The organism is Pseudomonas sp. NY8896, from assembly GCF_039634505.1.
This window is the reverse complement of sequence record NZ_CP132350.1, coordinates 36,131-51,949: the sequence shown is the minus strand read 5'-3', so window position 1 is coordinate 51,949 and position 15,819 is coordinate 36,131. Positions and strand designations below refer to the sequence as shown.

At 57.5% G+C, this 15,819-nt stretch carries 14 protein-coding genes; 6 read left to right on the top strand and 8 right to left on the bottom strand.

Translation table 11 applies throughout. The features are described from left to right. Positions 1-81: 81 nt before the first annotated feature. Positions 82-1,728 carry a GMC family oxidoreductase N-terminal domain-containing protein gene (locus Q9451_RS00230; RefSeq protein ID WP_071890585.1) on the bottom strand — a complete coding sequence of 549 codons (1,647 nt, stop codon included), beginning with the start codon at positions 1,726-1,728 and terminating at the stop codon, positions 82-84. A 178-nt stretch (positions 1,729-1,906) separates the two neighbouring features. Between Q9451_RS00230 and Q9451_RS00225 the strand changes: the two genes are divergently transcribed. After that, positions 1,907-2,794, top strand: a complete 888-nt coding sequence (locus tag Q9451_RS00225) for a LysR family transcriptional regulator (RefSeq protein ID WP_012269863.1) — start codon at positions 1,907-1,909, stop codon at positions 2,792-2,794. Here the strand turns inward: Q9451_RS00225 and Q9451_RS00220 are convergent. The 3 genes from Q9451_RS00220 to Q9451_RS00210 are packed head-to-tail and all read right to left on the bottom strand — an operon-like array spanning position 2,783 to position 5,791. Beyond that, positions 2,783-3,601, bottom strand: coding sequence for a sulfite exporter TauE/SafE family protein (locus Q9451_RS00220; RefSeq protein WP_012269862.1), 819 nt, complete (start codon positions 3,599-3,601; stop codon positions 2,783-2,785). The genes Q9451_RS00225 and Q9451_RS00220 overlap by 12 nt on opposite strands. Then, entirely contained in the window at positions 3,598-4,866 is a 1,269-nt protein-coding gene (locus Q9451_RS00215; RefSeq protein ID WP_012269861.1) for an FAD/NAD(P)-binding oxidoreductase, read from the bottom strand. The genes Q9451_RS00220 and Q9451_RS00215 overlap by 4 nt, the downstream gene beginning before the upstream one ends. 40 nt (positions 4,867-4,906) lie before the next feature. After that, a complete protein-coding gene (locus tag Q9451_RS00210) occupies positions 4,907-5,791 on the bottom strand; it encodes an MBL fold metallo-hydrolase (RefSeq protein ID WP_012269860.1) in 885 nt (294 codons plus the stop codon). A 222-nt stretch (positions 5,792-6,013) separates the two neighbouring features. On the opposite strand from Q9451_RS00210, the gene Q9451_RS00205 reads away from it, so the two are divergent. Together Q9451_RS00205 and Q9451_RS00200 are read left to right on the top strand one after the other, a co-directional pair. Continuing rightward, positions 6,014-7,306 (top strand): sigma-54-dependent Fis family transcriptional regulator, encoded by a 1,293-nt coding sequence (locus Q9451_RS00205; protein WP_012269859.1) that lies wholly within the window; start codon positions 6,014-6,016, stop codon positions 7,304-7,306. 129 nt (positions 7,307-7,435) lie between these two features. Next, positions 7,436-7,843, top strand: a complete 408-nt coding sequence (locus Q9451_RS00200; RefSeq protein ID WP_012269858.1) for an RcnB family protein — start codon at positions 7,436-7,438, stop codon at positions 7,841-7,843. A gap of 694 nt (positions 7,844-8,537) precedes the next feature. On the opposite strand, the gene Q9451_RS00195 is transcribed toward Q9451_RS00200, so the two are convergent. Beyond that, positions 8,538-9,700, bottom strand: a protein-coding gene (locus Q9451_RS00195; RefSeq protein WP_176704564.1) for an IS3 family transposase whose coding sequence is annotated in 2 segments (ribosomal slippage) — positions 8,538-9,445 and positions 9,445-9,700 — 1,164 coding nt in all. Because the reading frame shifts where the segments join, the coding sequence is not laid out codon by codon here. A 119-nt stretch (positions 9,701-9,819) separates the two neighbouring features. Here Q9451_RS00195 and Q9451_RS00190 point away from each other — a divergent pair. The 3 genes from Q9451_RS00190 to Q9451_RS00180 all read left to right on the top strand — a co-directional run bounded on the left by Q9451_RS00190 (position 9,820) and on the right by Q9451_RS00180 (position 12,417). After that, positions 9,820-10,221, top strand: coding sequence for a hypothetical protein (locus Q9451_RS00190; protein WP_012269857.1), 402 nt, complete (start codon positions 9,820-9,822; stop codon positions 10,219-10,221). Between the two features lie 81 nt (positions 10,222-10,302). Next, positions 10,303-11,700 carry a hypothetical protein gene (locus tag Q9451_RS00185; RefSeq protein ID WP_223296393.1) on the top strand — a complete coding sequence of 466 codons (1,398 nt, stop codon included), beginning with the start codon at positions 10,303-10,305 and terminating at the stop codon, positions 11,698-11,700. A 189-nt stretch (positions 11,701-11,889) separates the two neighbouring features. Next, on the top strand, positions 11,890-12,417 hold the full coding sequence (locus Q9451_RS00180) for a hypothetical protein (protein ID WP_345960966.1): 528 nt from the start codon (positions 11,890-11,892) through the stop codon (positions 12,415-12,417). A gap of 101 nt (positions 12,418-12,518) precedes the next feature. Here the strand turns inward: Q9451_RS00180 and Q9451_RS00175 are convergent, their stop codons facing one another. The 3 genes from Q9451_RS00175 to Q9451_RS00165 form a co-directional block, all read right to left on the bottom strand. Then, positions 12,519-12,842, bottom strand: coding sequence for a hypothetical protein (locus tag Q9451_RS00175; RefSeq protein WP_010951457.1), 324 nt, complete (start codon positions 12,840-12,842; stop codon positions 12,519-12,521). 117 nt (positions 12,843-12,959) lie between these two features. After that, entirely contained in the window at positions 12,960-13,634 is a 675-nt protein-coding gene (locus Q9451_RS00170) for a heavy metal response regulator transcription factor (protein WP_003253420.1), read from the bottom strand. Positions 13,635-14,123: 489 nt separating this feature from the next. Then, positions 14,124-15,467 (bottom strand): OprD family porin, encoded by a 1,344-nt coding sequence (locus Q9451_RS00165; protein ID WP_003253422.1) that lies wholly within the window; start codon positions 15,465-15,467, stop codon positions 14,124-14,126. Between the last annotated feature and the right edge of the window lie 352 nt (positions 15,468-15,819).

Sequence of the window (15,819 nt, the reverse complement as noted above, 5' to 3'; positions counted from 1 at the left end):
CCTTAGGCCACAGTGATTATTCTTGTTGTTCCACTGTCGGCAGCTTTCGACCGCAAGCCGCCGGTACTGCACACACCCGGGTCAGGGCGTCGGTAACGCGTCTTCGTTCAAGTAGGTCTGGGTAGCAGCTCCTTTGAGGATCAGTTGCGCCGCCTTCTCGGCGATCATCAGGGTGGGGGAACAGGTATTGCCGGAGGTGATCTGCGGCATGATCGAGGCATCTGCCACGCGCAGGCCGGGGATGCCGTGTACGCGCAGCTGGTTATCCACAACATCCATGGCACCATTGCCCATGCGGCAGGTACCGACCGGGTGGAAGATGGTGGTGCCGATCTTGCCAGCAGCGTCGAACAGCTCCTCCTCGGATTGCAGGGCCGGGCCCGGCAGGTATTCCTTAGGCTCGAACGCCGCCAGGGCAGGGGCCTGGACGATGCGCCGGGTGAGGCGGATGGCATCGGCAGCGACACGCAGGTCTTGCGGGTCGCTGAGGTAGTTGGGGTTGATCAGCGGCGTACTGTTCATGTCAGTGCTGCAGATATCGATACGCCCACGGCTGGCCGGGCGCAGGTTGCATACCGAAGCAGTAAAGGCCGGGAACTGATGCAACGGTTCGCCGAAACGCTCCAGTGATAGCGGCTGCACGTGGTACTGCAGGTTGGCGGTGGCCTGGTCGGTGCTGGAACGCACGAAGGCGCCCAGCTGGCTTGGCGCCATGGCCAGTGGACCGCTGCGGTCGTAGAGGTAGCGCAGGCCCATGCCCATCTTGCCCCAAAGGCTGTTGGCCATCTGGTTCAAGGTGCGGGTATTGCGGATCTGGTAGATCAGCCGAAGTTGCAGGTGGTCCTGCAGGTTGCCACCAACGCCAGGCATGTCGTGCCGAACGCCAATCCCCAAGGTTTCCAGCAACTGACGCGGGCCAATGCCGGAGCGCTGCAAGATTCCGGGCGAGCCGACCGCACCCGCACAGAGGATGATTTCACGGCGCGCCGCAAACTCATGCCAGGCGCCTTGCCAAAACGCTTTCACGGCCCGCGCGCGGGTGTTGTTGAGCAGTACCTGTTCAACCTGAACGCCGGTCAGCACCGTGAGGTTGGCGCGGCCCTTGATAGGCCGCAGGAAAGCTTTGGAGGCATTCCAGCGCACGCCGCTACGCTGGTTGACCTGAAAGTATCCACAGCCCTCGTTGTCGCCGGTGTTGAAGTCATCGACCTTGCCGATACCGCTTTGCTCGGCGGCATCGCGGAAAGCATCGAGAATTGGCCAGCTGTAGCGCTGGCGCTCGACTCGCCATTCGCCGTCAGCGCCATGGTGCTCGCTGGCGCCGGCAAAGTGGTTCTCGCTGGCCTTGAACAGCGGCAGCACGTCTTTCCAGGCCCAGCCACCGTTGCCTTGCTCAGCCCACTGGTCATAGTCGGCGGCCTGGCCACGCATGTAGATCATGCCGTTGATCGAAGAACAACCACCTAGCACCTTGCCCCGTGGGTAACCCAGTGCGCGACCGCCCAGGCCAGGCTGTGCCTCGGTCCTGAAGCACCAGTCGGTGCGTGGGTTGCCGATGCAGTAGAGGTAACCGACGGGAATGTGGATCCAGGGATAGTTGTCGCGACCACCTGCCTCCAGCAGCAGCACGCGGCAGGAAGGATCGGCGGACAAACGATTGGCCAGCAGGCAACCGGCAGGACCGGCACCAACGACCACGTAGTCGAAGACAGAATCGGCTGATGGCATGTGCAACCTCGGGCCTGATTATTATTCTTGTCCCGATCCATCTTAGTGAGTAATTTCGTGGAGGGAACACGAGATTTCACGCAGCCGCTGTGCGTTTTAGCACAGCGGTAAGCCTGTACCGGCCGTTTCGCGGGCATGCCCAGGATACGGCTGAGACGAACTGCCAAAAAGGATCAGCATGTTCGACTGGAACGATCTGCGGTTTTTCCTCGAGTTACAGCGCAGCGGCCGCCTGCTTACCGCCGCCAAGCGCCTGAACACCACCCACAGCACCGTGGCCCGGCACATCGAGAGCATCGAGCAGAGCCTGGGCACCGCGCTGTTCGTGCAGCATGCCCAGGGTTACGAGTTAACCCCCTCGGGCCAAGCCTTGCTCAAGCATGCCGAAGCCATGGAGAACGTCGCCCTGCTGGCGCAGGAAGAAATCACTCAGGCCATCACGCCGCTGGGCAAGATTCGCCTGGGGGTGACCGAAGGCATCGGCATCATGTTCTTCACCCCACGCATGAACGCGTTGTTCGAGCGTTACCCTGGCCTTGAAGTGGAACTGGTGGCCGTACCGCGTTTCGTCAGCATCCTCAACCGCGAGGCGGAAATCAGCATCCACCTGGAGCGGCCCAACGCCGATCTGCTGATCACTCGCAAACTCACCGATTATCGCCTGGCGCTGTACGCCAGCCAGGACTATTTGCACCGCGCGCCACCACTGCGCAACCGCGAAGACCTGGCCCGGCACAGCTGGATCGGCTACGTCGACGACTTGCTGTTCAGCCAGGAGTTGCTGTTTCTCAACAGCTTCTGCCGGGCACCCAACGTGGTGTTTCGCAGCACCAGCGTGATCGCCCAGCAAGCCGCCGCCCGCGCCGGGCTGGGCATCGCCGTGCTGCCCAACTACATGGCTCGCCACGACCCGACACTGGTACGCGTGCTGCCTGGCGAAACCATCCAGCGCAGTTACTGGATCTGCACCCGTCGCGAGCTGCATAAATCGGTGCGCCTGCGGGTGGTGTGGGACTATTTGCTGGCGCTGTGCGCGGCGCAGCAGGATGAGCTGCTAGCCCAATAGCGACTTGCCAGCCAGCAGCAAGGCCGCCGTCCAACCTGCCACTGCAAACATCTGCTGTAAGCGCGGCCCTGCCAGCCTGGCAGCCAAAGGCCGCGCCAACAGCAGGCCAAGTACCGCGCCGACGGCAAACGGGGCACCGACCTGCCAGTGCATGACGCCCGCCAGGCTGGCGCTGACCACGCTGCCAGTGGAGACCAGGGCGATCACCGCCAGCGAGGTGGACACGATACTGGCCATGCGCAGGTTGGTGTAGCGGTTCAGGGCCGGGATGATGACAAACCCACCGCCCACCCCCAGCAGGCCGGACAACAACCCGGACAAGGCACCCGTGAATGCCAATGCGCGTGCACAGGGTAGGGTCCAGCGCAAACGGCCCTGCAACGGATTCAGCACACATGGCTCGATGTAACGATGGGCATCATTGGCTTCGCCGCGCAATTCTTTGGCCGCCTTGCGCCAGATACGCAGGCAGGCATAAACCAGCACCCCGGCGAACACCAACTGCAATGGTGTATTGGGCAGACGGTGCGCCAGCATCAGCCCGAAGGGTGCCGCCGCTACACCGACCAGCGCAATGAACAATGCCGCCCGGTAACGCACCAAGCCTTGGCGCAAGCCCAGCACAGCGCCCACTGCCGCCGCCAGGCCCACGGCCAGCAAGCCGACCGGTGCCGCTTCGACCATCGACAAGCCCAGACCGAACACCAGCAAGGGTACTGCGAGAATGCCGCCACCTGCGCCAGTCAACGCCAACACCGCGCCGATGATCGCGCCCAAGCCCGCCCCCAGTAATTGATGCTCGATCACTGCCCACCCTCGGCGACCAGTTGCGGGCGTGCCAACCACTCGCGGCCCTTGAGCATGCCTTGCCAGTACAACGGTGGTAGCGCCTGGGCCTTGAGCAACCAGGCCAGGCGAGTCGGCTTGCGCCCATCCAGCAACCAGCTTGGAAAGCTCGGTGCCAGCTTGCCGCCATAGGTGAATTCGGCCAGAACGATCTTGCCGCGCTCGACGGTAAGTGGACACGAGCCGTAGCCGTCGTACTGGGCCAGGCTCGGCAATCGACCCAATGCTACCAGCACATTGTTGGCCACCACGGGTGCTTGCTTGCGGGCAGCCGCAGCGGTTTTGGCGTTGCTGGTGTTGGCCACGTCTCCAAGGGCGTGCACATTGGTGTACTTGCGATGGCGCAGGGTATGCGGGTCGACATCGACCCAGCCGGTGCTATCGGCCAAAGGGCTTTCGCGAATGAAGTCTGGCGCCACCTGTGGTGGAACCACATGGAGCATGTCGAAGCTTTCGATGCGGGTTTCGCTGCTGCCATCGGCCAGGGTACGCACGAAGGTAGCACGCTTGTTCGGGCCGTCCACGGCGACCAGACGGTGCGAAAAATTAAGGTCGACGGCGTACTTTTCGATGTACTTCATCAGCGCGGGCACATAGTCCGCTACGCCGAACAACACAGCCCCCGCATTGAAGAAGCTGGCTTTCACTGCGCCCAGATAGCCATGGCGTAGCCAGTGGTCGCAAGACAGGTACAGCGCCTTCTGCGGTGCTCCGGCGCACTTGATCGGCATGGGCGGCTGGCTGAACACGGCATGGCCTTGCTTGAGCTTCTGCACCAGCTCCCAGGTATAGGGCGCCAGGTCGTAACGATAGTTGGAGGTGACGCCGTTACGGCCCAGGGTCTCGCTGAGCCCATCGATGGCCGCCCAGTCCAGCTTCAGGCCGGGGCAAACTATCAGCTGTTCGTAACTGATGGAGCGGCCACCTTCGAGCATGACCAACTGGCTCAACGGATCGAAACCCTCTACCCGCGCCTTGACCCAGCGCACACCACGCGGAATGGTCGAGGCCATGGTGCGGGCGGTGCTCGGTGCCTTGAACACACCGGCACCGACCATGGTCCAGCCGGGCTGGTAGTAATGCACCTCGGCAGGGTCGATCAAAGCCACATCCAACGACGGATCGCGGCTGATCAGGCTGGAGGCGGTGGCGATACCGGCGGCACCGGCACCGACGATGACCACCTTGTGGTGGTCGGTATTGGCAGGGGACAACAAGGCAGGCATGGCGGTAAATCCTGAAAATCTGGTTATGGGGGCAGGGCGGTTACAGCTTGTTCAGCGGGATCTTCAAATAGCTCACGCCGTTTGCTTCCGGCGCGGGGAGCTGGCCGCTGCGCATGTTCACCTGCACCGAGGGCAGGATAAGCACCGGCATGTCGAGGGTCTTGTCGCGGGCTTCGCGCATGGCAACGAAGCTGTCCTCATCGATACCCTGGTGGATGTGGATGTTGTGGGCGCGCTGCTCTGCCACGGTGGTGACGTACTGCATGTCGCGGCCACCTGGCAGGTAGTCGTGGCACATGAACAGCCGGGTCTGGTCGGGGAACGCCAGCAGGCGACGAATCGAGCGGTACAAAGTACGGGCGTCGGCGCCTGGGAAATCACAACGGGCTGTGCCGTAGTCGGGCATGAACAAGGTGTCGCCGACGAACACTGCGATCTCGCCGGCGTCCTCGATCATGAAGCTCATGCATGCAGGCGTATGCCCCGGCGTATGCAGCGCACGGGCATGCAGGTTGCCAATGCGGAAACCTTCCTCGTCTTCAAGCAGCACATCGAACTGGCTGCCGTCACGGGCGAAGCCAGGCTCGGCATTGAACAAGGCACCGAACACCTTCTGCACTTGGGTGATGTGCGCGCCGATAGCGGTATGGCCGCCGAGCTTTTCCTTGAGGTAGGCAGCCGCTGAAAGATGATCGGCGTGTACATGGGTTTCCAGCACCCAACGCACGCTGGCGTTCAGCTCGCTCACGCGCTCGATCAGGCGATCCGCCGATGCGCTGCAGGTGCGCCCGGACTTGGGGTCATAATCCAGCACGCTGTCGATCAAGGCGCATTGCCGGGTTTCACGGTCCATGACCAAGTAGCTGATGGTCGAGGTCGCCTCGTCGAAAAAGGCGTCCACGTGAAGGTTGTTACCGATGATCATCACGTTCTCCAATTTATCCGCCCCGCCTTGTACAGGCGTAGGCAGTGACAGGAGGTTTATCAAGATGCATGCCAGGCTTTTTGCTGCGCATGGGCCAATGAAACGGGCCGGTTGCTGACAGCTGTTGGCATGACTGGCAGTGAAGGTGGCAGTCGACTGTCAGCCAATGGCAGTGTTTGGCAGTCCTTGTTACCCTGCATCGGTCATCCAAACGGTGCCGTCATGCCTGAAGCCCATCCCCTCATCCTAGCTCTGGTTTCCTACCTTGAGCACGATGCCCTGCCGACCATCGTGCTGGACACCGACTACAACATCCTCGCCGCCAATGCGGCCTATCGTCGCCAGTTCGGCCGGCATGATCAGGCGCCGTTGGGCGAGAAGTGCCACAAGGTCTCGCATCACTATGCCGTACCGTGCGACCAGGCTGGCGAGCATTGCCCGATGCGCAAGGCGTGGGACAGCAAGGTACCGGAGCGGGTGTTGCACATTCATCACACACCACGCGGCCCCGAGCACGTCGACGTCGAGTTGCGGCCAATCCTGGATGAACAGGGCAGGGTGGTGGCCTTTGTCGAACGCCTGACCACCATCACCCTCGCCTCGGCACAGCCCCAGGAGCAAGGTTTGGTCGGCCGCGCGCCAACCTTCAAGGCCGCCTTGGCCAGCCTGCAACGTGCGGCACCCGCGCAGATTCCGGTATTGCTGCAGGGTGAGTCGGGCACCGGCAAGGAACTGTTCGCGCGCGCGCTACACATGGGCAGCCCACGGGCCAACGGGCCGCTGGTGGTGGTCGACTGCACTGGTTTGACCGAATCCTTGTTCGAAAGTGAGCTGTTCGGTTACGAGAAAGGTGCGTTCACCGGTGCCCACCAACGCAAGATCGGCCTGGCAGAGGCGGCCCATGGCGGCACCTTGTTTCTCGACGAAATCGGTGAAGTACCCCTGGCGATGCAGGTGAAGCTGCTGCGCCTGATCGAGTCTGGCAGCTTCCGCCCGGTTGGCAGCTTGCGCACGGTGCATTCAGATTTCCGCCTGGTATCGGCCACCCACAAGCCGCTCAAGCAAATGGTCGCGGATGGCACCTTCCGTGAAGACCTGTATTACCGTATCAGCGGCTTCCCGATTCGCCTGCCTGCGCTGCGCGAGCGGGTGGAAGATCTACCACTGCTTGCGCAGAGCCTGCTGCAGCGCATGGCTGGCAAGCCAACGCCCAGGCTGAGTGACGATGCCTTGCAGCAACTTGGGCTGCATCCGTTTCCGGGCAATATCCGAGAGCTGCGCAACATACTGGAAAGGGCGCGGCTGTTTGCCGATGACGGGCTGATCAGGCCTGAGCACTTTCCGGCAGATATCGGGCCGGCGGGGGCGATCACAACGGGTAGCCGTCGCAATGATTTGGGGGCGTTGGCGCAGGCGTTGGAGCAGTTCAAGGGTTCGCGTAGCGAACTGGCCAGTCATCTTGGTATGAGTGAACGCACGCTGTATCGCCGACTGAAGGCGCTCGGCTTGAACTGAGGGGACGACTGACTTTACCGGACCTTTACCTGCGTCCTGACATTAAACCGGCAAAATCGTGGTCTGATCAGTTAACCGAATCTGGCAGTCAGTGCTGGCCAGGCGATAACAGGCAGAGGACCGCATCAAATGAAAAAAACCCTAACCGTGATCTGCGCCGCGCTCGTGCTCAGCGCACCACTGGCCAGCTTCGCGCAGTCAGGCCCACCCGACCGCCATGATGGCGGCCCATCGCACCAGGGCAATCCGCCACATGGTCAGCCGCAGCAACAGGGTCGCCATGACAATGGCCGGGGTCCTGCTTACCGTGATCCGAACTTCCACCCACAACAAGGCATGCCGGTGCCTCATCAGCAATGGCAGCGTGGTCACGCAGTCGATCCACATTACCGGGGTGACCGTTACTGGGTGACCGACTGGAAAGCGCGTCACCTGTATGCGCCGCCACGTGATCATCGTTGGTTGTATGTGAATGGCGACTATGTGCTGGTGGCGATTGCCAGCGGTGTGATCGTGAATATTCTCAGCGGTTACTGATAAATCGCAGACACTAAAAAGCCCGCATCAGCGGGCTTTTTAGTGTCTGGCGAATTACACCTGATGTAGGTTCACAAAATAGGTGATAGGCCAGACCCCGTGAAATTGGAATCTTCGCCATTTTTTTTGTGAAATGAAGGGGTGCTTTTCACAGAAAAGCCGAGAAATCCCTACTCACCAATCACAAAAGTTGATTGGCCTGGAAAGGGCCGTTTACGACCGACGCGTGACTTTTCGGTAAGGGATGAGGAGTAGTCGCAGCGATCCTTTAGCTCCTAGTCTGGCGACCTTGGGTTCAGAATCCGACTGGCAATGCCCGCCGTCACTACTTCAGAGGAACCAGCTTCCTCTGCTGCCAAAATTGCGGGGGGCTCATGCTGGTACCCAGGCCCGACAAATGCGCAGTTGCAGCCCTCAATTGCAAGGCTATCCAAAGCGGCACGCGTGTCAATCAAGATCTGATGCATGACGATGGCCGGCCTCACGGAGGTGAAACCGGAGATTCAGATTGACTAAACCGACCCCGTAGACACCAACCTCCACGAAGGCCGCTATCGACCCAAAGCTGTCCTTCAAGAAAGGCAGCTAACGGCGAGAAGCGGTCATTTTGTATCTACAGGTTTCGGGGCGATTCACTCGTCTGATGCTCAGGAGCACCAGGATGGGCGTCAAGGAGGTGGTCATCTTGTAGTGGTCAACTAATCCCGGACACAGTTTTGAGTTTTTCCTCAGCTTTGGCCGGAGCCAGCCCATCGTTGAACTGATGGGGTCTTATCCAGTTGTAATGATCCATCAGGTACTGGCTAATGTCTCGCTGAGCTTGCTGTCCGGTCAGGTAGCCCGTGACCGGTATCCACTCTGTTTTCAAGCTGCGAAACACCCGCTCCATCGGCGCATTATCCCAGCAGTTGCCTCGGCGGCTCATGCTCTGGCGCATGCGGTAGCGCCACAATCGCTGGCGGAACTGACGGCTACCATATTGCGATCCCTGATCGGAGTGAAACAGCAGCCCTTGGGGCTTTCCACGTTGTTCGTACGCCACGTCCAGCGCCCTGATGACCAACTCTGCATCCGGTCTTTCTGACAAAGCCCAGCCCACCACGCGCCGCGCATAGAGATCGAGGACAACCGCCAGATAGTGCCATTTACCCTGCGCCCAAATGTAAGTGATGTCGCCACACCAGACCTGATTTGGCGCGTCGACATCAAACGCTCGGTTCAACACATTCGGAATGTCCGGCCGCTCCACCGTTGCTTTCTTGTAAGCGTGTGACCCTGGCTGCTTGCTGACCAGCGACAGCTCACGCATCAGGCTGCGCACCTTGAATCGTCCGATTTTCTCGCCTTCATCTTGCAGCATTAACTTGATGCTGCGGCTGCCGGGTGCACCTCGACCTTGTGTGAATAGCTCATTCACTCGACTGCGCAACTTCAGGCGCTCAACGTCAGGCGTCCGCCTTTTGTGGCGATGCGCGTAATAAGTTGAGCGAGTGATTTCAAACACTTCGCACAGGAAATCAACGGGTTCATGGGCGCTAAGCTGACGGATCAGCGTATGCGCTCGAGATCTTCCGACATCAAGAGCGCGGTAGCCTTTTTTAGTATCGATTTCTCGCGCTCCAGGCGCGTGATCCGAGCTTCCAACTCTTGGATTTTTTGCTGCTCTGGCGTCAACGCTTGGCTGGTCGGCGTGATGCCGCCACGCTCCTGCTGAAGCTGGTTGACCCAACGGCGCAGGGCCGACTCGACCAAACCGAGCGAGCGGGCTGCTTCAGCATGGCTGTAGCCTTGGTCGAGCACCAGGCAGGCAGCTTCGCGCTTGAACTCAGGGGTAAAGGTACGACGTTGCTTGGTCATCAGACACCTCTCTGTGGCGAGCATTCTCGCCTAAATGGGTGTCCGGTTTCATTAGACCACTACATCTTGAGGTGGACTATGCTGACCAGTTGCTCTCAAATCTAATCGTGAGGTCCTCCATGGCAAACCCCAATCTGCTGGCTCTATTCAGAGATGAAGTCCTTCTGACCGGGCCTGAAAGCTCCCTTCCAAGCAACCTATCTCAGTTCTGGCTTGAGGAGCTCCAGAGTCATCTGGAGAGGTATTTCGACGGTTTGAACTCGGATTCAGATGCAGAAGAGAAGGATCTCGACATCTCTCTCCCACTCGCAGCGATCATCCACATCTTGTTCGCGAAGAATGGTGGGGAGGAGATATCCGAGAGCTCTGAAAAGCTGTACGAGTATTTCCAAGACTACCGGCTCGAACTGGCCCTTGAAGAGATCACGCGAAAGACTCATGTGGCTGCCGAGGCTGCAACCATTGAGACCATCTTCACCAACCGAGATGTCCTGGTGGAACAAGGCCCCCTTCTTCAATAGGTACCTCCACCGATGCCATCGCCGGCGGGCACGCTCCGAGGCATTGATGGAATGCATTTTGACGGCTGCCGAGATCAGCGAATGAAAGAAATTGCTGCGCCGATGTTCGATCTAATCGCTTTGTCGCTTCCACGAGGGTTGGGGTTTGGGGACAGCCCGCCAGTAGGGGCATGGCTTAGTGAGGACGGAATTTCTTGTGCCGCTCTAACCCGAAATATCAATTCCGGCAGCTTCGGAATTGTCACCTTGCGGCGTCGTGTCGATAGCGTGTGGGTGCTCCTCAGCCATGGTGAGTGCACCACTGGCGAGTCCGAAGCCCGCGCCTCAATCAGCCATTTTCTCTATACCCAAGCCCATCCGCTTCCACTCCCTTCAGGTGAACGACGACGTGCTCCTCTAAGCAGAATGGGTAAGCGCACACCAAGCGTGGTGTTCAAATCACTATTTGATCCAAGCCGCCGTATTGGGGCGTGGGCGCTGAATCAACTGTATCTCGCACTGCCATCCCCAGACAGAAATTGGGTTCCCGATTGCCAGACTGAGAATTTTCACACCCGCCTCTGGGAAGCCCACCTATTAGCGATTTTTCGTGAACAGGGACTCTTGGTCACCCAGCCTAAAGAATCACCCGATTTTCACATCGAGAATAGGCTGGGAGATGAGGCCTGGGTTGAAGCAGTGACAGCCAACCCGGAAGAGCGGTATGAGCATTTTGGCGCCTCGCCGGTCCCCCCACCCGCTGACCGACATGAGCGTTTCTTAGGAGCGGCTGCAGAAAGGTTTGCGAGGACCATCCAAAACAAATTGGACAAGCGTTACGAATCCCTACCGCACGTGGAGGGTAAGCCGCTCATTCTGGCCTTAGCCGATTTCCATGCGCCCAGTTCAATGCTGTGGAGCAGGGAGTCGCTCATCAGCTATCTCTATGGCTTTGCAGTTCACTCATCTGCGCATCGTGGTACGCACCTGATAACTGTGGAGGAAGAGACATCTCTGCTATCAGGGCGCCCCAACGGCCTATTTACGCTAATGGAAAATGCCCATCTTTCAGCGGTCATTTTCACCAATGCCTGCACAGTGCCAAAGCTCAGCCGAGTGCCGATCTCAGGTGGAGCTCATCTAGACGGGTACCGATACTTGCGGTTTGGTGAGTTTTTCGACCGTTCTCCGGGAGCATCACGAGGTATCCCATTTCTGTTGGATGTAGCGTCCAGCGACTACGGTCAGCTCTGGCCGCAATATGGCTACGAGCCGTGGTCTGCTGAAGTGGAGGTATTCCATAACCCTATGGCACTATACCCGGTGCCTAATGAGTTGATACCAGAAGTCACCCACTGGAGAGAAGTAAACGGAAGAGTCGAGTGCGAATCTTTCTTTGATGTATCCATACTCCGATCCAGAACACTCGTCCTCAGTGCAAACGCTAAGGTTCCGTCACTCGATGAGTTGCTGACAGCAGCCAGTCCTCCAGAGCTCTGACGGCGGCGGGGTGGCCGCATCGTTGCCACGCAGGTAGATGAGAATTTCTCAGCAAGCTACCCAGCCAGGGGAAGGACATGAGATCCCCTGCGCAATTCAGGACCGTTGAAGCGTCACCTCTCTTCGGGTAAAAGCATGACCGTCATACAACGCTACAACAGCGTCATACCCGAGAGCATAGGAAGAAAAATGTCGATCCAAGGACTAAAACGATACTTTGGAAACAAGATTCACGCAGTGATAATGATGGCCCCGCTTAAGCGGGAAATGATACGCCTCGGCATATGCACCCTTATGGCGATTATTCTGAATATCATCTTGTATACCGGCGTTGAAGTAGACGGCACCATCAAGCCGTGGGCAGAAACCCCGATAAAACTGTTTGCATCGTCGATGTTATTCGCCTTCATGATCAAGGCTTTTCTGCCAGTTCTCGGCTGGACGATACTGAAAGCAATGCTGTTGAGTGCGAACAATGCCTTCAGCGGCATACTGAGTTTTTTGGGCAATCAGTTCACAGGCGTCATGTACTGTACCGGAATTATTATGGGTTCTATCACGATTAAATTGTATATGGTTTCCGGGGCTTTAGACTCTGAGTTTGCTTATCTGTCCGCAATCGTATTTGCTTCCGGGGTTTTATATTTCTATGTGCTGCAATGCGCCATTCAAAAAACAATGAGTCCGGCCCTGCGTACACCAGCAGTACCGCGTTAAACCACTAGGCTGTGACTATTCATCTCTGGTGCTCAGTAGGCGCTCGCTCTGCTGAACCCTCACCCATACACAACCATTAATGGACTGGCCCGCCTTCGACTTTATGAAGAAGGCGAGCGAGCACGTGACTGATTGCGCATGTATTCCGAGATGAGACTTTCGAAATTGATGTCCGCCTCCTCAACGAGAATATTGACGTGACAGTACAGCTCTTCAGGACCTCTGAGATAATTGAAAATCCTTGATCTAACGATGCCGCAAACCCCTTCTTTGACCGCCGTAGAGGGGAGGTTGATAACATCGCCAACGCACGGGATAAGAGCTAGGCCATGGTCGCTGTTGAAGACAATGTCAGCTGGACAGGCATCAATGCTGGCATCGGATTGTCCTTGCGAAACCTGCTGATAATCAATGCTATACCTCATGTACAGCCTACCTCATTTGTTGAGTGAGGAATCAGCGCCGCGGATCGTAAACAGAAACCTCAAGTTCGCAAGCGACGGGAGCATGTAGCGGATTTTCGGTACTAGAGAGCTTGGCAACTATCGTTTTTCAAGCACATACCCTACGCCCCGAAGCGTATGTATCAGTTTGGTCTCGAAAGGGTCATCTATCTTGGCTCTGAGTCTTCGAATCGACACCTCTACAACGTTTGTGTCGCAGTCAAAATTCATATCCCAAACCTGCGAAATAATTTGGGTGCGGCTCAGCACCACACCGGTATTACGCATCAGGTAATGCAGTAACGCGAATTCTTTCGTGGTCAGGTCAATGCGCTGACCGTCCCTGAATGCCCTGTGCCGGCTCTGATCAAGCTCCAGGTCAGCGACGCGAATGACCTCTACGGATGCAGGGTGATCTGACCTGCGCATCAAGGCGCGAACCCGGGCCAGCAGCTCAGGGAACTCAAATGGCTTGATCAGGTAGTCATCTGCTCCGTTCTCCAGCCCCCGGACCTTATCCGCCAGCCGGCTTCTCGCCGTCAGCATCATGATACGGGAAGGGCAGTTTTTACGACGCAACAACTCAAGGACCTGCCAACCGTCCATCTCTGGCAGATTTATATCCAGGATAATCAGCTCATATTCGTGCTGCTTAGCCAAGAATAATCCATCTGACCCGGTGTGGACGCAATCTACGACATAGCCACATTCCGTCAGACCTTGACGCACATACTCCGCAGTTTTTACTTCATCCTCAATTACCAGAATTCGCATGGGATTTTGTCTCGATATCACTGAGCAATTAACCGCGCACGCGCGCCGGCATTATTGAAAGGGATGGTAAATCAAAATGAGCGTGCCGGGGCTCAAATGACGGATTTGTAATTTCTAGGTAATACAGTTGATAGTCTGGCGGTATATCTTGTCGCGGTTTGGGTTTGACAGTTGCGGGCCCTCTCTCCAGCAGGTGATTTGACCTTATGAAGTATTGGGTTATTTTCTTCTTTGTGCTGGCTTCGTTCCGCTCAGATGACGGCGAGGTCGCTCACATTGAAGAGACTGGTCATTGGTGTAGTCATGAACTTCACCGGCATGCGATGCGTACAATCGAACGCCTACTTGAATTTTAGGCAAAAAAAAGGCGCCCAATGGGCGCCAAATATCCACCTTTTACCAAAGGAGCACTTAAGCCACTCAAGGTGAATGCGTAATGCTCGTTTTACTAACAGGACCCGCCAATGGATAACTGGCCCAGTTAGCGAATTACAGAATCGAAAGCGGGTACTCGATGATTACACGAGTTTCATCCAGATCCGATTCGAAAGCAGTGGCACGCGTGGTTGCCTGGCGCAACCGGAAGGACAGATCTTTTGCCGGACCGGTTTGGACAACGTATTTGACTTCGACGTCACGCTCCCAACGCTTCTGATTGTCGAGCGGGTTGCCGTTGTCGTCGGTGCGCATGTAGAACTGGTTAGCGTTCGAGTAATCCGCACCCGAGCCTCTGGCGTAGCGCGTCATGAACGTCAGGCCTGGAATGCCGTAGCTGGTGAAGTTCAGGTCATAGCGCAGCATCCAGGAACGCTCTTTCGGCGAGTTGAAGTCGCTGTACTGGATGGAGTTGTCGACGAAAATCGAGTCCGACTGACGCAGGTAGTCGAAATCGTCGTCGCCGTTGTTGCGCTGATGCGACAGGGCCAGGGTGTGGGCACCGTAACGCACACCGACCTTGGCACTCCAGATGTTGTTGTCGAATTCACCCAGGCGCTTCTTACCTTCATCTACGGCTTTGTAGTAGTTGAAGCCACCGATCAGCGCCAGATCGTCGCTCAGCGGGTAAACCACGCTTGTGCCGGCGTAGTACTGATTCCAGACGTCTTTCAGCTGGCTGGCGTAGACGCTCACAGTCCAGTTGTCGTTGATCGAGTAGTCACCGCCACCGTAACCGATCCATGGCGAGTTGACCGGGCCGCCGTAGAACGTCACGAAGTTGTCGTTCAGGTTGCTTGAGACCGGCTGGCTCATCGCATGCAGACGACCACCCTGGAGGGTAAGGCCCTGGATGCTGGTGTTCTCAACGGTCACACCGCGGAAACTCTCTGGCAGCAGGCGAGAGTCACCCGATGCGACGACCGGGGTCGATGGGAAGACATCACCCACTTTCACGATGGTATCGAACAAGCGGACTTTGGCTGCGCCGCCGACCTTGGTGTATTCGTCGCGAGCTTCACCCTTGTTATCAACGGGCAGCACGTCGAAGGAGCTACGGCCGCCGTTGCGCCCATCACCGGTGTCGAGCTTGAGGCCGATCATGGCAAAGGCATCAACGCCAAAGCCAACGGTACCTTGGGTAAACCCGGAGTTGAATTTGCTGATGATCGCGTGCGCCCAGGCTTCGGAGTAGCCGTTCGTATTGCCCTTGCCACTGTTGTAAGTGGGGGCGGTGCTGTCGCGGTTATCACGGTTGAAGTAGAAGTTACGGTTCAACACTGTAAGGCTGCTGCCTTCAATGAAGCCTTCTGGCTTGTCTTCAGCTTGTGCCGAAATAGCATAGCTTCCAGACAGCGCAGAAACTGCCGCCAAATACAGTGGTACTTTGATTTTCATCCGATGCTCCTTTGATTCACGGCAGTTTTTATTATGTTTACCGGCGCGGGTGTCGTTAATTGTTCTGACCAGGCGGCGCGCCTAGCGTAGCGCGAGCTCATATTTGCAGGCCGAAGATAACGGGGGGGGTGATAGGAAAATTACAATTTCGTCATCTACCTGTTGTTCGGGCCTTCGCACCGCGTGTTTGCCATCTCCGTTGCTTGTAACGAAATCATCGTGTCGGGTTTGGTTTCCCAGTATTTTCGGGCATTACAGGACATTCTTACGGAATTGTAATTTTCTAGCCACCCCTCTGATAGCTACCGCTCATTAGAGTGCCATCACCTAATCAAGTGGGGCTTGGCAGCTG